The organism is Shewanella sp. 10N.7 (assembly GCF_020806285.1).
Taxonomy (GTDB): domain Bacteria; phylum Pseudomonadota; class Gammaproteobacteria; order Enterobacterales; family Shewanellaceae; genus Shewanella; species Shewanella electrodiphila.
Genome location: NZ_JAJGZS010000009.1, coordinates 110,956 through 130,705, shown reverse-complemented (window position 1 = coordinate 130,705; position 19,750 = coordinate 110,956). Strand labels below are relative to the sequence as shown.

General features: G+C 41.4%; 17 protein-coding genes and 1 pseudogene. 13 read left to right on the top strand and 5 right to left on the bottom strand.

From position 1 onward, the window contains the following. Positions 1 to 123: 123 nt before the first annotated feature. Positions 124 to 1,605: an FMN-binding glutamate synthase family protein gene (locus tag LMH66_RS07920; RefSeq protein WP_229369182.1), complete on the bottom strand. Its 1,482-nt coding sequence runs from the start codon at positions 1,603 to 1,605 to the stop codon at positions 124 to 126. A gap of 274 nt (positions 1,606 to 1,879) precedes the next feature. Between LMH66_RS07920 and LMH66_RS07915 the strand changes: the two genes are divergently transcribed. From LMH66_RS07915 to LMH66_RS07890, 6 genes are all read left to right on the top strand, one after another. Continuing rightward, entirely contained in the window at positions 1,880 to 2,473 is a 594-nt protein-coding gene (locus LMH66_RS07915) for a DUF5610 domain-containing protein (RefSeq protein ID WP_229369181.1), read from the top strand. A 40-nt stretch (positions 2,474 to 2,513) separates the two neighbouring features. Next, positions 2,514 to 3,263 (top strand): ferredoxin--NADP reductase, encoded by a 750-nt coding sequence (locus tag LMH66_RS07910; RefSeq protein WP_102528255.1) that lies wholly within the window; start codon positions 2,514 to 2,516, stop codon positions 3,261 to 3,263. 251 nt (positions 3,264 to 3,514) lie between these two features. Beyond that, entirely contained in the window at positions 3,515 to 4,534 is a 1,020-nt protein-coding gene (locus tag LMH66_RS07905) for a Fe(3+) ABC transporter substrate-binding protein (RefSeq protein WP_229369180.1), read from the top strand. A gap of 53 nt (positions 4,535 to 4,587) precedes the next feature. Further along, positions 4,588 to 6,219: an ABC transporter permease gene (locus LMH66_RS07900; RefSeq protein ID WP_102528257.1), complete on the top strand. Its 1,632-nt coding sequence runs from the start codon at positions 4,588 to 4,590 to the stop codon at positions 6,217 to 6,219. Between the two features lies 1 nt (position 6,220). Beyond that, positions 6,221 to 7,249: an ABC transporter ATP-binding protein gene (locus tag LMH66_RS07895; RefSeq protein ID WP_229369179.1), complete on the top strand. Its 1,029-nt coding sequence runs from the start codon at positions 6,221 to 6,223 to the stop codon at positions 7,247 to 7,249. Positions 7,250 to 7,357: 108 nt separating this feature from the next. After that, the gene (locus LMH66_RS07890; protein WP_229369178.1) at positions 7,358 to 8,296 is read left to right on the top strand and encodes a Dyp-type peroxidase; all 939 of its coding nucleotides are present in this window, start codon (positions 7,358 to 7,360) and stop codon (positions 8,294 to 8,296) included. 107 nt (positions 8,297 to 8,403) lie between these two features. Here LMH66_RS07890 and argR read toward each other — a convergent pair whose 3' ends face one another. Beyond that, entirely contained in the window at positions 8,404 to 8,874 is a 471-nt protein-coding gene (gene argR, locus LMH66_RS07885) for a transcriptional regulator ArgR (RefSeq protein ID WP_102528260.1), read from the bottom strand. 316 nt (positions 8,875 to 9,190) lie between these two features. Between argR and mdh the strand changes: the two genes are divergently transcribed. Beyond that, complete coding sequence (gene mdh / locus LMH66_RS07880; protein WP_229369177.1) at positions 9,191 to 10,126, top strand: malate dehydrogenase; 936 nt, start codon at positions 9,191 to 9,193, stop codon at positions 10,124 to 10,126. Between the two features lie 306 nt (positions 10,127 to 10,432). On the opposite strand, the gene LMH66_RS07875 is transcribed toward mdh, so the two are convergent. Both LMH66_RS07875 and LMH66_RS07870 read right to left on the bottom strand, forming a co-directional pair. Continuing rightward, positions 10,433 to 11,263 carry an SDR family NAD(P)-dependent oxidoreductase gene (locus tag LMH66_RS07875; RefSeq protein WP_229369176.1) on the bottom strand — a complete coding sequence of 277 codons (831 nt, stop codon included), beginning with the start codon at positions 11,261 to 11,263 and terminating at the stop codon, positions 10,433 to 10,435. Positions 11,264 to 11,388: 125 nt separating this feature from the next. Continuing rightward, positions 11,389 to 11,778, bottom strand: coding sequence for a thiol-disulfide oxidoreductase DCC family protein (locus LMH66_RS07870; RefSeq protein ID WP_229369175.1), 390 nt, complete (start codon positions 11,776 to 11,778; stop codon positions 11,389 to 11,391). Positions 11,779 to 11,926: 148 nt separating this feature from the next. On the opposite strand from LMH66_RS07870, the gene LMH66_RS07865 reads away from it, so the two are divergent. From LMH66_RS07865 to LMH66_RS07855, 3 genes are all read left to right on the top strand, one after another. Beyond that, the gene (locus LMH66_RS07865) at positions 11,927 to 13,015 is read left to right on the top strand and encodes an efflux RND transporter periplasmic adaptor subunit (protein WP_229369174.1); all 1,089 of its coding nucleotides are present in this window, start codon (positions 11,927 to 11,929) and stop codon (positions 13,013 to 13,015) included. Between the two features lies 1 nt (position 13,016). After that, positions 13,017 to 14,168 carry an efflux RND transporter periplasmic adaptor subunit gene (locus tag LMH66_RS07860; RefSeq protein ID WP_229369173.1) on the top strand — a complete coding sequence of 384 codons (1,152 nt, stop codon included), beginning with the start codon at positions 13,017 to 13,019 and terminating at the stop codon, positions 14,166 to 14,168. Between the two features lie 74 nt (positions 14,169 to 14,242). Then, positions 14,243 to 17,311 carry an efflux RND transporter permease subunit gene (locus tag LMH66_RS07855; protein ID WP_229369172.1) on the top strand — a complete coding sequence of 1,023 codons (3,069 nt, stop codon included), beginning with the start codon at positions 14,243 to 14,245 and terminating at the stop codon, positions 17,309 to 17,311. Here the strand turns inward: LMH66_RS07855 and LMH66_RS07850 are convergent. Continuing rightward, a pseudogene (locus LMH66_RS07850) lies at positions 17,283 to 17,519 on the bottom strand (hypothetical protein). The gene LMH66_RS07855 and the pseudogene LMH66_RS07850 overlap by 29 nt on opposite strands. 199 nt (positions 17,520 to 17,718) lie before the next feature. Here LMH66_RS07850 and folX point away from each other — a divergent pair. From folX to folM, 3 genes are all read left to right on the top strand, one after another. Then, entirely contained in the window at positions 17,719 to 18,075 is a 357-nt protein-coding gene (gene folX, locus LMH66_RS07845; protein ID WP_102528314.1) for a dihydroneopterin triphosphate 2'-epimerase, read from the top strand. A gap of 70 nt (positions 18,076 to 18,145) precedes the next feature. Then, a complete protein-coding gene (gene folE / locus LMH66_RS07840) occupies positions 18,146 to 18,790 on the top strand; it encodes a GTP cyclohydrolase I FolE (RefSeq protein ID WP_102528267.1) in 645 nt (214 codons plus the stop codon). Between the two features lie 232 nt (positions 18,791 to 19,022). Continuing rightward, positions 19,023 to 19,748, top strand: a complete 726-nt coding sequence (folM, locus tag LMH66_RS07835) for a dihydromonapterin reductase (RefSeq protein WP_229369171.1) — start codon at positions 19,023 to 19,025, stop codon at positions 19,746 to 19,748. Positions 19,749 to 19,750 lie beyond the last annotated feature (2 nt).

The following is a 19,750-nucleotide window of genomic DNA, read 5'->3' as shown; positions in this document are numbered from 1 at the left end:
AATGTGCTCTACATCACAATTTTACACCTAAATTAACAATAGTCCAAAGATATTCGTTGTCAATATATTAGCAATAAGTCTAGTAGTTTTTGCTAAAGCGTCATTTTATGTCTTTTAATAAAACTAATACTGTTGATAAAACTTATCTAGGGAGATAGAAATGCCACTTTCTGTAACGATTCTTGCATGCTGGCGAGTTAACTGCCTAGGCTCACTGACCCCACAAGAGTGGGCAATAATTTTTAAATCATGATGCAAAGAGCGATTATAGTTAGCCACTCTTGCTGATTTATTATGGGGATCTAACCCTTGTTGCAGGTGTTTATTATGAGTGGTGATCCCAGTAGGGCAGGTATCCTTATTACATTGCAATGCTTGTATGCAACCGAGTGCAAACATATTACCCCTTGCTGAAGCGATAAAGTCGGCGCCTGTTGCTAGTGCCCATGCCACCTGAGAAGGCAGTACCATCTTGCCACTGGCAATGACTTTTATCCGTTGCTTTAAGCCTTTCTGTCTAAATAAATTAATCACTATCGGTAAGCTTTCTTTTATGGGCAAACCAACATGATCCATTAAGGCTTGTGGCGCCGCGCCAGTACCACCTTCAGCACTATCTAAGGTGAAAAAGTCAGGTGCATGCTCTATTCCACGGCGGTTAATTTCAGCACATAAATCATTGAGCCATTGCTCGTCACCTAATACCGCTTTAATACCAGTAGGCTTACCGGTTACATTGCGAATGTGGCAAATCATATCAATGATATCGGCGACACTATTAAACTCTGCATGGCCATTTGGGCTAATAGAGTCTTGTCCTACAGGTATACCTCGAATGTCTGCAATTTCTTTGGTAACTTTTACCCCTGGTAAAATACCGCCCTTGCCCGGTTTAGCACCTTGGCTTAATTTTATTTCAAACATTTTTACATTATCGTGGGCTGCTATAGCAGTTAGCTTTTTGTCATCCAGTTTGCCATTTTCATCTCGAACACCGTATTTGGCTGTGCCAATTTGAAACACTAAATCACAATGACCCTTTAAGTGATGTTCACTTAATCCACCTTCTCCAGTATTGAGCCAGCAACCTGCTTGCGCTGCGCCATGGGACAGTGCCGTCACTGCGGGACGTGATAAAGCACCAAAACTCATGGCCGAAATATGACAAATTGTGGATGTTTGGTAGGGGATCTTACATTCAGCGCCAATGGTAAGAATATTGTCTGTATGTTCATCTGAGTCATACTTGGGAAATGCAGCATTCAAAAACATCACAGTTCCAGTCTTGTCATGTGTTTGGGTTGAACCGAATGAAATGGTGCGATCAATATTTTTAGCAGCACGATATATCCAGCTGCGCTCTGCACGGTTAAATGGCAGCTCTTCACGATCTTGAGCAAAGAAATATTGTCTAAAAAACTCACCCTGTTTCTCGAATAAATATCGAAAGCGGCCAATTACGGGGTAGTTATGTCGAATCGCCTGTTTTGTTTGTACTTTATCGACGATATACATATAAATAACCGCGATAACACCGAAAGCAATACAGGCTAAAAATAACCCAGTAAATATCTCTAATCCGACAATAAACCAATGTGGTTGCATTTTTGTTCCTTAAAAATGTTCAATGGATAACCGTGACAAAACTTAGCATCGTTTAAGCTGAATGCTATTCGTAATATTGTTTACTTTTTGACTTAATTGATTATGGATGAAGCTAACCCATTGTTCTAGCCTCATTTTCATCTTCAGATATTCGTGGCTCAGTTTTCTTCGTGAAAATGGTTTACCGATTAAAGCTAAAAGCTTAAGTTTTTAATTATGTTGCCGATAAAATAAGCTAACCTGAAATGTAATTAATCGTTAATTGGAGCTGGTGATGGAGTTATATAATCCGACGCAAATGAATGCTAAATCGAATCGTCAATCACCGCCTGAACAGGCGGCGGACAAATTGAATTCAAAGCCAATAACTGAGACTACTGAAATAAAAAAACCTTCAGTGAGTGAAATAAGCCGCGAGTTGAAAAATAGCAGTATTTTAGCGGCACAAGAAAAGGTCAGTATTGCAGCGGGCGATCAATCGATGGCATTGCTATATCGCGCTGCAATTGATGCGATAAATATTGAGCTTGAACCTACAATGGGTGAAAACGCGATACAAAAAGCAGCAGAAACCGATGTTGATTATTCGCCAGAAGCGACGGCAGAGCGTATAGTCAGTTTTGCGACCAATTTCTTTTCGGTGCACCAGCAGCAGAATAGTCAAATGGAGTTTTCTGAACAATTAGATACTTTTATGGACAAAATTTCTGGTGCTATCGATCAAGGCTTTAAAGAGGCAACCGAGATATTATCGGGTTTGAAAGTACTTGAAGGTGACATTGCAGCAGGGGTCGAACAAACCTATAGTTTAATTCAGGCAGGGCTTGAAACCTTTAAACAAAATACAGCACCGCCGCAAGTTGAATGAATACAATCGATTTCTTCATCTAAGATTCAAGGAATAGCTTATGTGGACAACGGGTACCGTCATTGAACGTATTGAATGGAATGAGAAGTTATTCTCGCTACGCATCAAAGCAGATGTAGAACCATTTATTGCAGGACAGTTTATCAAGCTGAGTCAAATTCGTGATGAGAAACGTATTGCGCGTGCCTATTCAGTGGTCAACCCACCAGGGAAAGACTATATCGAAGTGTTGGCTGTTGCTGTAGAAGACGGACAGCTTTCCCCAGATCTTCAAGCACTGAGTATTGGTGACACAATTGAAGTGAGCACCAAGGCGGCTGGCTTTATGACTTTAGATGAAATTCCCACCGGCGCCTTACAAGGGCCGCATCTATGGTTTTTAGCGACAGGTACAGCTGTTGGGCCATTTATTTCTATGATGGAAACAGCAGAACCTTGGCAGCGATTTGATAAAGTGGTGCTAGTGTATGGTGTTCGCTTGATTGAAGACTTAGCCTATTTACCACAGTTAGAAGCATTAAAAGCTAAATACCCAACCCAATTCATATTTATTCCGTTAGTCACCCGCGAAGCATATAGCGGTGGTTTGTCATGTCGAATTCCTGATGGATTACAAAGCGGTATTCTTGAACAGACAGCTGGAGTTGCGCTTAATCAAGATAATTCTCAGGTGATGATTTGTGGCAATCCTGGAATGATTACCGATGCGCAAACAGCATTAATTGAAAAAGGTTTAGTGAAGAACTTACGTCGAGCCCCTGGCCAAATCACCGTTGAGAAATATTGGTAACCTGCCTTGAGCAAGCTGTATGAAATCTAATTTATGCAGCTCTTGGGATATGATTTATTGCTTATAAATACATAAATCCCCTTGGTATTCAAAGATGGATTCATAAACAACACTTGCTCCTTTAGCAGCGATCTATTATCCTTTCGCAACTGATAATTATTATCATTTCCATAAGCAATCACTCACTATTTTGTTACATATATATTTGTGACAAGGTGAAGTGAGTTATGCAACGCCAAGGAGAATTTGGAATGAAGTCGTTTAAAAGTCTAGCATTGTTAGGTTTAGCTACTGTGTCATCAATGGGATCAATGACTGCTACAGCAGCTGAAGATCTTACTGTTTATTCATACCGACAAGCTTTTCTTGTTGAGCCGATTTTAGAAAAATTCACCCAGGATACAGGCATTAACGTCAATGTCGTATTCGCTAAAGATGGTATTGCAGAGCGTATTGCTCGTGAAGGTCGTCTTTCTCCTGCTGACGTTGTACTCACCTCTGATTTTTCGCGCCTTATGGAATTGGTCGAAAAAGACTTAGTTGTTGATGTTAACAGTGACACGCTTAACAATAATATTCCTGAGCAATATCGCTCACCAGAAAATGACTGGTATGCGCTGACTATGCGTGTTCGTAATGTTTATTCTTCTAAAGACCGTGTCGGTAAGCTTGATCTAAGTTATGAAGATTTAGCCTCTGAAGAGTACAGAGGAAAAATTTGTACGCGTAGCTTCAAACACCCTTATAACATCGCATTAGTTGCATCAATGATCGCTCATCACGGCGAAGCTGAAACTAAAACTTGGCTTGAAGGTGTTAAAGCCAATTTAGCGCGTAAGCCACAAGGAAATGACCGAGCACAAGTTAAAGCGGTGAAAGAAGGTTTATGTGATATTGCTATCGGTAACAGCTACTACTTCGGTAAAATGATGTCAGATCCTAAGCAAAAGAGCTGGGCTGAAGCGGTATATATCAATTTCCCAAATCAGCAAAACCGTGGTTCTCACATCAATGTTTCAGGTATGGCACTCGCTAAGTTTGCACCAAACAAAGATAATGCGATAAAATTAATGGAGTTTTTATCGTCTGATGTAGCTCAAAAATCTTACGCAGAAGTGAATATGGAGTATCCGGTTAAAGCGGATGTGAAGCCTTCTGACATGGTAGCCTCTTGGGGTGACTTCAAAGCTGATAGTCTTCCAATCTTTAAGCTAGCAGAAAACCATCAAGCAGCAGTGAAGCTACTTGATGAAGTAAAATTTGATCTGTAAGGATGCTTTATTACGCCGCATGATAATCATGCGGCACTGACTGGAAAGTATTTATGATCTTAGGCTTAACCAGAAGCTGGTCGCTCGCTGGTTATGCGATTGCGGTAATATTAATATTGCCGCTTTTTGCACTTTTAGTACAAGCAACATTCCCTGACGAAGCTGTTTTTAGTCATTTAATTGATACCGTACTTCCAACCTATATCAGTAACAGCCTGTTGCTCATGTTGCAGGTTTGTCTCGGTTCTTTAGTCATTGCTGTTCCTGCTGCTTGGTTAGTGGCGAGGTGTGACTTTCCTGCTCGTCGATATTTTCAATGGGCATTATTACTGCCCCTAGCAATGCCCGCTTATATTGTTGCGTATGTTTATACCGACATGCTTGACTATGCAGGCCCCGTGCAGCGCATGTTAAGGCAAGTGTTTGGCTGGACCTCCCCCCAAGATTACTATTTCCCTGATATTCGTACTTTAACTGGTGCAGCTATCATGCTGTCATTGGTGTTATTCCCGTATATCTATTTGCTGGCTCGCACCGCTTTTATGGAGCAATCTTCAAGCTTATTGCACGCCTCACGTATTATGGGCTGTAGTCCTTGGCAAAGTTTCTGGCGATTAGGTTTACCGATGGCAAGACCTGCGCTAGCCGTTGGCATGGCATTAGTTGCTATGGAAACGGCTGCTGATTTTGCCACTGTAAGCTACTTTGCTGTGCCAACACTTACCACAGCTGTATACGATACTTGGCTAGGATATGGCAGCCTTTCAGCGGCAGCAAAATTATCAGCAATCATGCTATTGGTCATATTCGCTATGGTGGGTTTTGAGCGTTTTGCCCGTCGTAAACAAGAGTTATTCCAAAAACAATCAAGGTTAACTGAGTCTGATCGCTATCACCTTAAAGGCGTTAAAGCTTGGGTGTCTTTTGGCTATTGCAGTTTACTTATTGTGTTGGCTTTTTTACTGCCATTTATGGTGCTTGCGGGTTATGCCATCGACTATTTCGATGAAAGCTGGAACAGTCGTTTTTGGCAATACAGTTTTAATAGCTTATACATTGCCGCTGTTGTGAGCTTTATCTGCGTTGTTTTAGCCTTACTGATGATGTTTATTAGGCGAGTGAGCCCGCGTAAAAGTGACATTTTACCTTCTCGGTTAAGCAGCACAGGTTACGCGATCCCTGGCACCGTATTAGCTATCGGTGTGTTAGTGCCATTAACCTATCTTGATTTCGCGATTAATGATATTTATGACTATTTTGATGCCCGTGGACCAGGCCTGCTATTTACCGGCAGTGTGTTTGCGTTGATTTTTGCTTTCTGTGTTCGCTTTGTGGCGATTTCAATCGGGAGTATTGAAAACAGCTATAAACGCATATCGCCTTCATTAGATATGGCCAGTATTACCATGGGGCAAAAGCCACGACAGTTATTATGGCGCGTGCACTTACCTCTACTGCGTAAAGGTATATTTGCTGGCGCGTTACTGGTCTTTATCGAAAGCATGAAAGAACTTCCTGCGGCATTATTACTACGTCCTATTGGATTTGAAAACCTTGCGACCCATGTTTTTCAATTCGTTTCAGATGAGCAACTCGAACATGGTGCTTTAGCTGCTATTGTGATTGTAATTGTTGGGCTTATCCCGTTGATTTACCTAAACCGTTCATTGGAGCAAGAGAGCTGATATGTCCACATTGACCATTCAAAATGTAAAAAGTGACTACCAAGGACAGGTTATTCTCAAAGGATTAAATCTGACTTTAGAACAAGGTGAAATCGTGGCTCTTTTAGGCCCAAGTGGTTGCGGTAAAACGACATTGCTTCGCGCGATTGCCGGACTGCAAGCCATTAGTGAAGGCAGTATTGCTATCAATGGTCAGTCGCTAAGTGCTGAAGGTGTGTTTGTCCCGAGTGAAAATCGCGGCATTGGAATGATATTTCAAGACTATGCGTTATTCCCCCACTTAACCGTGAGCGACAATATTCTTTTTGGAGTAAAAGACTTAACTGTAAAAGAACGCAGTGAACGCCTAGAAGATATGTTGCAACTGGTTAAACTTGAAGGGTTAGGTCAGCGATACCCTCATGAATTATCGGGTGGCCAGCAACAACGAGTGTCGATTGCCCGCGCGCTGGCTTATCAGCCAGAACTGCTATTACTCGATGAGCCTTTTTCAAATATTGATTCGCAAGTACGTAGCGAAATGATGTTAGAAATTAGGCAAATCCTTAAACAGCGTAACGTTAGCGCAGTATTTGTTACTCACAGTAAAGATGAAGCATTTGTATTTGCTGATAAGTTAGCTTTATTTAAAGAAGGCGGCATTGTTCAGCATGGGTTAGCTGAAGAGCTATATGCTGAACCTATTGAGCGTTATGTGGCTGAGTTTTTAGGCGAGGGCAACTATTTAACTGTTACGGTTAAAAGCCCAACACAGGTCTCTTCGGTTTTAGGGTTAATTGAGAGTACTAAAACGTTAAATCTGGCGCTTAATAGCCAAGGTGAATTACTACTACGACCGCAACAAATTGATTTACAACCAGCATCTCAAGGGCATGGTGAAATTGTCGAAAGGCGTTTTCTGGGTACAATTTGTCATTATTGGGTTAAAGTAGGGTTACAAACGCTCGAAGTGAGAAGTCAATTAACTGCATTGAAGCTTGGTCAGAAAGTGAATTTATCCATATCGGCACACCCTTTAGTGATATTTTAGTGACCTAAGTCTAAATTGGTTAATTATCGTATAGAGCATAAGGAATAAATTGCTCAACTACCTTACAATATTAGCATCTTATTATTGTCAAAGGTGGTTGATTCCAACATGGAAACACAGAATATGCCTCGCGAACAGTTAGGAGTTTGTGCTGAAGGAAATTTGCATAGCGTCTACTTGATGTTTAATGCAAATGACGGCGTTGAAGCTCAACTGCGTCCTTGTTTAGCCAATGTAGCCCAATATATTTACGAGTTATCAGATCAATATGCAGACAGTGCCTTTAATGGTTTTGTCGCTATTGGTGCTAACTATTGGGACACTATTTATGGTGAACAGCGTCCAGCTCAATTGCGTCCATTCCCAGCGATGCAAGAGGGAAATCGTGATGCTCCTGCCATTGAGTACGATTTATTCATGCATATCCGCTGTGATCGTTATGATATTTTGCATTTAGTTGCCAATGAAATTAGCCAAATGTTTGAAGGTTTGGTTGAGCTAATTGAAGAAGAACGTGGTTTCCGTTTCATGGATAGCCGTGATTTAACAGGCTTTGTTGACGGCACTGAAAACCCGAAAGGGCGTAGTCGCCAAGAAGTTGCGCTAGTCGCTGATGAAGATAATCAATTTAAAGGCGGCAGTTATGTGCATGTGCAAAAATATGCTCATAATTTAAGTAAGTGGAATCGCCTACCACAGAAGAAACAAGAAGATATTATCGGCCGAACAAAGCAAGATGATATTGAATATGCTTCTGAAGATAAGCCATTAACCAGCCATATTAAACGCGTTAACTTAAAAGACGCTGATGGTAAGTCAATGGAAATCCTACGTCAAAGCATGCCGTTTGGCTCATTAAGAGAGCAAGGGTTAATGTTTATCTCGACCTGTAGCAAGCCAACTCATTTTGAAGAAATGCTTCGTAGTATGGTGCACGGTGATGGCCATGGTAACCATGATCATTTAATGCAATTCACTAAAGCATTGACGGGCTCATCTTTTTTCGCCCCTTCATTAGATTTCTTAGCTCAGTTTGCTAATGACTAACCTGCTTAGTTGTTAACTAATAGACACAAAAAAAGCAATGCGATGGCATTGCTTTTTTATTGGCTAACTTCCTGTCTTACATCGGTTAGTTCGCCGATATCGTTTAATTACTCGCTGTAATTAAACAGTGACTTAACCGTTTCCAGTGTATCGTCAATAGTCTTGATGCTAGCTGGACAAATGAAAATGGTGTCATCTCCAGCAATCGTTCCTAAAATCCCCTCAGGCTTACCTATTGAGTCCAATAAGCGAGCGATCAACTGTGCAGCGCCAGGGCTGGTGCGAACCACAATCATTGCTTGGTTATGGTCAACGTCGAGGACGAGGTTTTTTACTGGGCTACCTGCGGTAGGAACACCTAATTCTGCAGGTAAACAGTACACCATTTCTTGTTTAGCATTTCGAGTACGTACGGCCCCGAATTTGCTCAGCATACGTGAAACTTTTGACTGGTTGATATTGCCAAAACCTTCTGCTTGCAGCGCGTTAACTATCTCACTTTGGCTACCAAAGCGCTCTTCCTTTAGTATCGACTTAAACGTTCTAACGAGTTCATCCTGATTCTTGGTCGCTGGCATATTTTTTTCGTCTTATAGTAATAATTAAAATGAATACAATATATTCACAAAACGGGTTCATTTTGAATAGATAAACGTCACAAGTCAAGAAATAAGCTAAATCGGTGAATAAAAATTCACTTTATAGTGTAAATGGCTAAATCAGTGATTATTTATATACATATCATAGAATAAGTAATTCACCTTACTCCACTAACGGATAATTGAAATTGTCTCGCTGATGCAGTAATGTGACGCCACAAGAAATATGATCTATGTCACAAACTGCGAATCATACATTTAGAAGTCATACACTAGAACGTTATTGGAGATAATTATGAAAGTAGCTGTACTTGGTGCTGCTGGCGGTATTGGCCAGGCCCTAGCTTTACTATTAAAAACTCAACTTCCTGCAGGCTCAAAGTTGTCTCTTTATGACATTGCTCCTGTTACTCCAGGTGTTGCTGTCGATTTAAGCCACATCCCAACAGACGTTGAAGTAACTGGTTTTGCTGGCGAAGATCCAACGCCTGCATTAGTTGGCGCTGATGTTGTGTTAATCTCTGCTGGTGTTGCACGTAAGCCAGGTATGGATCGTTCAGATCTTTTCAACATCAACGCGGGTATCGTTCGTAACTTGATTGAAAAAGTGGCTGCGACTTGCCCTAAAGCATTAATCGGTGTGATCACTAACCCAGTAAACACTACGGTTGCAATTGCTGCTGAAGTACTTAAAAAAGCAGGTGTTTACGATAAGAATCGTTTATTCGGTGTTACTACACTGGATGTTATCCGTTCTGAAACTTTCATTGCTGACCTTAAAGGTCTAAACGTTGCTGATGTAAACATTAACGTCATTGGCGGCCACAGTGGCGTGACTATTCTTCCACTTCTTTCACAGGTTGAAGGCGTAAGCTTTACTGATGAAGAAGTTGCAGCACTTACTACACGTATCCAGAATGCGGGTACTGAAGTTGTTGAAGCTAAAGCGGGTGGCGGTAGTGCGACACTTTCAATGGGTCAAGCGGCATGTCGTTTCGGTCTATCATTAGTACGTGGTCTTCAAGGTGAAGCAAACGTTGTTGAGTGTGCATACGTAGATGGCGGCAGTGAACATGCTGAATTCTTCGCACAGCCTGTAGTACTAGGCAAAAACGGCGTTGAAAAAGTTCTTCCATACGGCGAAGTTAGCGCGTTTGAAGCCAATGCACGTGATGCAATGCTTGATACACTAAAAGGCGATATCAACCTAGGTGTTGAATTCGTTAAATAAGCATTTCGATTATTGACTAAAAAAGCGAAGCGTAATGCTTCGCTTTTTTGTGCCTGTTTGATGATTGAATTCTTAGTAAAAGTACCATCATGCTCTTGGCGTCACAGAGTTCTATCAAGGTATTGTTTACCAAGATACCGTTTATCAAGCTACTGTTTATCAAGCTACTGTTTATCAAGCTACCGTTTATCAAGCTACTGTTTATCAAGCTACTGTTTATCAAGCTACTGTTTATCAAGCTACTGTATATCAAGCTACTGTTTATCAAGGTATTGTTTACCAAGGTACCGTTTATCAAAGTATTGTTTACCAAGGTATTGTTTTACCTTGCCAGTCTAGAAATTCCGCTTCACGATTAAATGATAACCCTTGATGAATCGTCAGTAATTGCTGTGCGACAAATTCAGTTGTGAACAGTTTTCCTTCGGGTACGTTGTGTTGAAATGGTTTTGACAAATCAGTGTCTGTGGTACCAGGATGAAACGCGATCAGTTTGACGTTTTTAGCTCTGCGGCCATATTCAATTGCAGTGGTTTTGATTAGCATATTTAATGCCGCTTTCGATGCTCGATAGCTATACCAGCCGCCTAAATGATTATCACTGATACTGCCCACTCTGGCGCTTAATACCGTTATGATGCAAGGCTGTTTGCCTTTAAGCAATGTAGTCAGTTGTTGCAGCCACATCATCGGCACTATGGTGTTTGAATGGAATAGTGCCTGCATCGATTCTGGATTAATCTCTTCTAAGCGCTTTTCTGGCGCAAGTAATGGGCTCGATGTTGTGTCTTTTGAACTTGTCAGGGATTGAACCTCAGCAGTAGAGCTGCCGTTGGCTTGCTTATCAACTTGATTGTGTAACCTACCATTACAGATAAACACGTTAACGATATGACCTTTGATTGGGGCTAAGGAATCGCAAATTTTTGCTATGCTTTCAGCTGTATAATCTGAAACCATATGCTGCAGATTAACCTTATTCTTAATCGCATCAGTCACAGTAGCTTGGTATTGTGTACTTTGACTGACAGTAATGATTTGTTCGATGTCATTATTTGCAATTAATTGATCAACAATGGCTCTTGCAATACCTGATGATGCGCCAATGATGATTGCTGATTGAGTACTGTTGAGCATTGACACCACCTAGGTTGCTTTATTAATCGATTGAGTCTGCTTACTCGATGTATTCAAGTTACTCGATGTATTCAAGTTACTCGATGGATTCAAGTAACTTGATTGATTTAAGTAACTTGATTGATTCATTTTAGGTTGCAGCTACCTGTTTCACAGCGCTGTTGACCTGTTAATAAGTAAGAAATTTTATAGCGATTTTTAGCAAAACCTCGATAAGCGATATCTGCAAAAGGCTTGACACAAGGCAACCTGAGTAACTGAATCCATTTGTGCTTGCCGGTTAATGCCCACGCTTTAGCTGTCACATCTAAGCCTGTAAGGATTTCACCCGTGTTGGTTTCAGCATGTAATATCTTATTAGCCACACTTAAATCAATATGAGGATACTTTTGCTCAAAACCCTGCTGATTTAGATCCGCCAGTTCAATTTTATGCAAGCGGTCATACTTTCTAAGTTGCTCCATTTCATTACTGCACAATGGGCACGCGCTATCGTAAAAAATCCTTAATTCCATTGTGAGACCTCTTTCAGATTTATTAATAGTCATTATGGGTACGCTCAATGTCACACAATAGATCTCTTATGAGTATCAGCGCACCTTTAATACCAAGGTATTGAGTGTTACTATCGAGTTAATTGCTCACTTTTTGATGGAACAAAATATGAAGAAACTCAACCAGTTTGCTTCTTTTTTACTCATAACCTCCACGACGTTCTCCTGTCTTTTTACTTTTTCCGCCGCCGCTGCAAGCAGCGATGAAGCCACTAGTGTTTCTAGCATTCCAAGACCTGTCAAAGTGGAACAAGTCGATATCGGCACAGAATACCGTGAGCGCTTTTTACCAGGAGAAGTTAAAGCATCTGAAAAAGCGGCTTTATCTTTTCGTGTGTCAGGTGAAATAGCCCAAATATTGGTGAGACCCGGTGATCCTGTCAAAGCGGGTGATATTTTGGCGACACTGGATAGTGATATATATCAGCAGCAATTAGCCGTCGCCCAAGCGCAGTTTGAATTGGCTAAAGTACTTTTTGAGCGTAATGAGTCCTTGGTTGAGCAAGGTGTTGTATCTCGTAATGATTATGACCAAGCAAAGAGTGATTACACTATTGCCCAAGCAGCGTTGGATAAAGCTAAAGCTGACGTGACGTACACTAATTTAATCGCACCCTATCAAGGGGTGATTTCTAAGCGGATGAAGCGTGAGTTTGAGTTTGTGCAAATGCAAGAAGAGGTGATGGGGATCCGCACTGAGTCCGCAGCAGATATTAGCTTTCAGTTACCCGAACAGTTTATTGGATTTTTACAAAAATCAGATAAGAGCTTACAAGATATCAATAATATCGAAGTGAAATTTGATAGTCGCGATCACTGGTATGCGGCAAAACTCAAAGAGCTAAACACGGTTGCGGATCCAACGACCAGCAGTTACACCATCATTCTTACTTTACCTATGCCAGATGAACTTAATGTACTTCCCGGGATGTCAGCGCAGGTGAAAGTTAAACTGCCCGCGAGAACGGCCGATGCTCACCCCAAAATTCCTGTTGGTGCAATGGTTAAACAAAACCAAGATACTTTCGTATTTGTTTGGTTACCAGAAGAGAAGCGGATTAAAAAAGTGGCTGTGACAATACAAGGCACTCGATTAATGACAGGTTTAAATGATGGTGATTGGTTAGTGGTTGCTGGAGCAAGCGAGCTCAAGGATGGTCAGTCTGCGGTTAAATGGATTAAAGAGCGAGGATTATAAGATGAAGACACTTTTTCCTCATAAGATACTTTCTACTCATAAGAAATTTTCTACTCATAAACTGGTGAGTCATAAAGTGAGAAATACCTTAGCGGTATTAGTAAGCCTTATTGCTATAACAGCATGTACGCCGAAAGTGACCATAGAGCCAACTGAAACTTTAGTAAAAACTTACACTTTACCCCGTGCTAATAATGAAGTGATCAGGGAGTTTAATGGCGTTGCAAGAGCGCAGGATTTAACTAACCTGTCATTTCGAGTCGAAGGACGAATTGAGCGAATTCCTGCAACCAAAGGCAAAGTGGTTGAAAAAGGCGAGCTGCTTGCAGTGCTAGAAAAACGTGATTTTACAATCGCATTGAGTGACCGACAAGCTCGAAAAGAAGTCAGCTATAAGCAAGCCCAGCGAGGCAAACAGCTGGTTGATAGTAAGCTGATGGCACAATCTGAGTATGATCAAATGAATGCACAGTATTTGGTGGCTAAAGCGGAAGAGAAACAAGCTGAACTCTATTTGCAGTATACCGAACTTAGAGCACCATTTTCAGGCATTGTCAGTGATGTATTTTTGGAATCTTTTGAAAATGTTCAACCGGGAGTGTCGGTATTGAGCATGCAAAAGGTTGAGCGAATCGAAGTCGATGTGCAAATCCCTGACGTACTGATTGCAGTGTCTAAAAAGGAAGAGGACAGAAAGCAGCAGGCACGACTTAAAGTGAGCTTTGAAGCGTTTCCTAATACGACATTTGAAGGGCGTTTACTTGAAGTTAATACCGAAAAAGACCCACTAACATCAACTTACATTGCCACCATAGCGGTCGATTTAGACCCTAAGTACAAAGTACTGGAAGGTATGCCTGCCAAAGTGGAAGTCAACTTAAGTGATATGACATACACCTATAATCGAGAGTATCTAGTGCCTATTGAAGCCGTGGTCATGCAAGACGGTAGCGATATCAATACCCAAGCAAGTGGTGTCTGGCTTTATAACCCAAGTGATAAATCAATTGAATATCGCTCAGTGACGCTAGGGGTGATTGTCGGAAATGATATTGAAGTCACCAGTGGCCTTGAAGATGGATTGACGATTATTACGACTGGCGCCGCAAGGTTAGTGAAAGGTCAGCGTGTAAAGCTGATAGAAGGAGCCTAAATGATGGGAATATTAATGGGCTCTTATGGCCACAATAGTGACTTACTAACAGCGAAAACAAAGGAATGTGTCTTATGAATATTGCAGGTTACTTTGTTAAAAATACCGTTATCAGTTGGATGTTTACCTTAATCTTATTGATTGGCGGTTTAATGGCATTCACCGGTCTTGGTCAGTTAGAAGATCCACCATTTACGATTAAAGATGCCGTTGTGGTAACGCTGTATCCGGGGGCGACTTCAACAGAAGTTGAAGAAGAAGTGACATATCCCATTGAAAAGGCGATTCAAGCTTTGCCATATGTGGATTACATTCGCTCATTAAGTACTTCTGGTATGTCACAAATCACTGTGACCATGAAAAACATCTATGGCCCAGAAGAGCTACCGCAGATATGGGACGAATTACGTCGTAAAGTGAACGACATGTCAGCCAGTTTACCGCCAGGGGTTCAAACACCGATCGTTAATGATGACTTTGGTGATGTATACGGCATCATGTTGATGGTCAGCGGAGCAGACTATAGCTACCGAGATATTCTCGATTATGTTGATTATGTAAAACGTGAGCTTGAGTTAGTCCCTGGTGTGGGTAAAGTTTCCCTTGCAGGTAATCAGCAAGAGCAAGTCTTTGTTGAGATGTCACTGAACAAAGCGGCTAGCTCTAACATTGATCCTTCATTAATCCAAAATTTGCTTAACTCGCAAAATATGGTGTCTGATGCGGGTAATATTAGAGTGTCAGCCGACAACTTAAAAATCCGCACCAGTGGCGGATTTAAGTCAGTCAGCGAGCTTGAAGAATTAATTATTCCTGGCACCCAAGGCAACAAGCTTATCTATTTGAAAGATGTCGCAACGGTTTCGCGTGGCTTTCAAAACATTCCAACCAATCTACTTAAATTTAATCAACACGATGCCATTAATATCGGTATTTCATTTTCAACAGGGGTGAATGTAGTTGAAGTTGGTAAAGCGATTGATGCCAAACTGGCGAGCATTGAAAGTGTCCGCCCAGCTGGGATGGTCATTGAAACCATGTACAACCAACCAAACGAAGTGGACGCTTCAGTAGGCAGCTTTGTGTGGAATCTGATTGCCGCAGTGGTGATTGTGGTCGGGGTGTTACTGGTATTTATGGGCTTCAAGTCCGGTATCTTAATTGGGTTAATCTTATTTTTAACCTGCCTAGGTACCTTTATGTTGATGCTACAAGCCGAAATTGAGCTGCAGCGGATCTCATTAGGTGCGCTTATTATTGCACTGGGGATGCTGGTGGATAATGCCATTGTGATTGTCGAGGGGATCCTCATTGGCAGGCAACGAGGGCAAACAACACTAGAAGCAGCTCAAGCTATTGTAAAGCAAACCATGTGGCCACTGTTAGGCGCAACAGTGATTGCGATTACCGCATTCGCCCCTATTGGCTTATCGCCTGACTCGACAGGTGAATTTGCCGGTTCGCTATTCTGGGTATTGTTGTTCTCGTTATTCTTATCTTGGATTACCGCAATTACGATTACGCCTTTCTTTGCGCAGCTATTTTTTGGCGCAGAGGGTGAGAAAGTAGAAGGTGAGTTAAAAGATCCTTATGGCGGCGCATTTTTTGTGTTTTATAAAATGCTCCTCGATCTATGTATGCGTTTTCGCTGGGTCAGTGTTATTTCAGTAGTGATTGCGTTTTGTATCTCTATCTATGGTTTTGCATACGTTAAACAATCCTTCTTTCCACCTTCAACGACTCCGATATTCTTAGTTGATGTTTGGATGCCTGAAGGCACGGATATACGTGAAACCCAAACGGTTGTCGAAGGCATGGAGAGCATCGCGGTTGAGCTTGATAATGTGGAATTTGTCGCCTCGACCATAGGTAAAGGTTTCCCGCGCTTTTTGCTGACGTACTCACCTGAAAAGAATTACGCATCTTATGCGCAAATTTCTATTCGTACGACTGACTTTGAAACCTTAACCGATGTAATGGTTAAGTTCAGGAAGGATGTTGAAACGGATTACCCTCAAGCGCAGCTTAAATTTAAGCGTCTTGAAATTGGTCCATCAACGGATGCGAAAATAGAAGCGCGCATTAGTGGCGCCGACCCAGATGTATTGCGTAGTATTGCCGCACAAGTGATGGAAATCTTTAATGCCACCCCCGCCACAGTCAATGTACGTCATGACTGGCGTGAGCGAGTGAAATACATTGCACCACGCTTTAACGAAACCCAAGCGCGTCGTTTAGGTATTGTAAAAAGTGAAGTTGATGAGGCATTGAAGTTCTCGTTTACTGGCATGCAAATTGGTGTTTATCGAGAAGGAACAACACTGCTGCCTATTATCGGTAGGCTACCAGAAGATGAACGTATTGATATCGAGTCAATGGAAAGCATCCGCATCTGGAGCCCAGCACGGAGCGCATTTGTACCACTGCAGCAAGTCGTCGATGGTTTTGAAGTGAAGTTTGAAGATCCGATTATTCAACGCCGGGATCGTAAGCGTACCTTAACGGTATTTGCAGATACTGACTTTGAGTATGACATTTTACCTGCAGAGCTATTTAAAACCATTAAGCCGAAAGTTGAAGCATTGGAGCTGCCTGTGGGTTATGAGCTGCAATGGGGCGGTGAGTATGAATCTTCAAGTGATGCGCAGGAGTCATTATTTGCGACGCTGCCATTAGGGTTCTTGTTCATGTTCTTAATTACGGTGTTCCTATTTAACTCTGTTAGAAAGCCGTTAGTTATCTGGGCTTGTGTACCGCTTGCGATTATTGGTATTACCTCAGGTTTATTGATTTTAGATAAACCATTTAGCTTTATGGCGCTGTTAGGGATGCTGAGTTTATCGGGCATGCTACTTAAAAATGGCATTGTATTACTGGATCAAATCAATACCGATATTAATAATGGGATCGAAACTTTTGAGGCAGTTTTTAACTCAACAGTGAGCCGTGTAAGGCCAGTATGTATGGCGGCAATTACGACTATTTTAGGGGTGTTACCGCTATTAACCGATGCCTTCTTTGAGTCGTTGGCTGCCGTGGTAATGTTCGGTTTAGGTGTGGCAACCATACTGACATTGATCATTGTGCCAGTGTTCTATCTGATCATATTTAAAGTTAAGTATAGAAACTACAAAGAGTTTTAGTTAGCAAAACTAGCGATTTATCGCTATAACTATTAGGGGCTGTTGATCTTTCAAGGTTGTTTTTGCAGCGAGTTGTTGGCCATTTATATAAGGCAGAGACTTTGTGGTGTAGTTATTCTACATAAAAAGTCGATAACGCAGTAAAAATGACCAACAAACGCTGCCCGAAGGGTTCGACTAAAAGCGTTTTACTCTTTGTTGGATTTATCTTTGTGAATAAAAGGTGCTTAGATAACTAGGCATCAATTCATCCGCCTCGATTAAAACGCTTTTATTTCGAACAAAACTTAACCAGAAAAGTTCAGCAGGCCCTAGTCAACTTTAGAAAGTTGGCTCTTTTTTATGTGATCTAACTTGCTCATTCTCACGTATCACGTTTATGTATTTACAAGAGGCTCACTATGTCTATTAGCCAAGCAATGATTAAAGTAACAAATCTTCGTTTACGTACCTTTATTGGTTTTAACCCAGACGAACGTGAAAAACAGCAAGATGTTGTGATCAATATTGAGATCCAATATCCAGCCGACAAGTCATTTGAAACCGACGATGTTGCTGATGCACTAAACTATAAAGTTATCACTAAAAAAGTTATTCAACATGTTGAAGAAGGGCGTTTCTTATTGCTCGAAAAGCTAGTAGCAGATGTACTGGCTATTTGTAGTGAACACCCATCTATTACCATGTCACGAGTAACGATTGATAAACCTCATGCTTTACGTTTTGCCGACTCTGTTTCACTGTCTTTAGAGCAGCGCAAATAAGCGATCGCCTAGCAAGCTTTCACGTAACGGTGTGGTTTTTATTTGGCACGGGTTGTCATAAGGAAAACACATGATTTCAGAAGAAGCACGCAAAGTGCAGCAAGTATTAATTGAGCGAGGTCTTGAAACGCCATTAGTTGAAAATGACATGACTAATGAGCAAAAAATTGAACGTATCCAAGGCTTAATGACTGAAGTTGTTTCAACTCTCGGGTTGGACTTAACTGATGACAGCTTATGCGAAACGCCGCATCGGATTGCAAAAATGTACGTTAATGAGATTTTCTCAGGGCTTGATTATCATCAATTTCCTAAAGTGACCCAAATAGACAACAAGATGGGCGTTGAGGAAATGGTTAAGGTCAGTGATATCAGCGTCGTGAGTACTTGTGAGCACCACTTTATCACCATCGATGGTGTAGCTGATGTCGCATATTTGCCGAAAAAGAAAATTATCGGCTTATCTAAAATCAATCGACTGGTGCGATTTTTTGCCCAACGTCCTCAAGTACAAGAGCGACTGACACAGCAAGTGCTGGTAGCGCTACAAACCTTACTTGAAACCGATGATGTAGCGATAAGCATTAATGCTACCCATTACTGCGTTAAGTCTCGTGGGATTATGGATACTCAATCCCACACTAAAACGTCAGCTCTGGGTGGATGCTTTAAAAATAATCCAGCTTCACGGGCAGAGTTTTTCTCTAAGGGTTAAATAAGCTAACTTGTCTTTTATAACTTAAGATTGATTCTACAAACTAAGTTTACAAAAGCTACAAAAGCTACAAAAGCTACAAAAGCTACAAAAGCTACAAAAGATAAGTCTATAAAAAGTCATGAATGATGATTAGGCCATTAGTCAGTGCTAATGGCCTTTGTTTTTTTCGAGTTTATTTTTTAATATCCATAAAGCAGATTTGGATTAACACAAGAATAAGAGATCCCAAATGAAACAAACCATACTGATTACCGGTGTCGGCAAACGAATTGGCTATGCATTGGCAAAGCACTTTATTGCCCAAGATATTAATGTGATTGGCACTTTCAGAACTCACTATCCATCAATCGATGAGTTGTTAGAACTAGGGGCTGATTTATATCAGTGCGACTTATGCCAACCCGCAGAAATCGATGACATGCTGACTCGAATTAAGGCGCAGCATCAAGGGTTAGATTGCATTATTCATAACGCATCTGATTGGCATAACGATAAAACCAGTGCTGACATCACCTCTGCCGATATCATGACCAGAATGATGAATATCCATGTCAGTGCCCCTTATCAAATAAATCTTGCCTTAGCAGACATGTTAACCGCCTCAGCAGGCGAAAGTGTCGGTAGCAGTAACATTATCCATATTACAGATTACGTTGCTGAAAAGGGCAGTCAGAAACACATTGCTTATGCGGCCAGTAAAGCGGCGCTGCACAATATGACCTTATCCTTTGCTGCCAAATTAGCCCCAGCAGTAAAAGTGAACTCTATTGCGCCTGCAATGATTTTGTTTAACGAAGGTGATGACGAGGCATATAAAGCCAAAGCATTAGCTAAAGCGATATTGCCAAAAGAGGCGGGTAATAGTGAGATTATCGAGCTCGTGGATTATCTGCTTGCTAGCCAATATGTCACTGGCAGAAGTTATGCGGTAGATGGTGGTAGGCAGTTAAAGTAGCC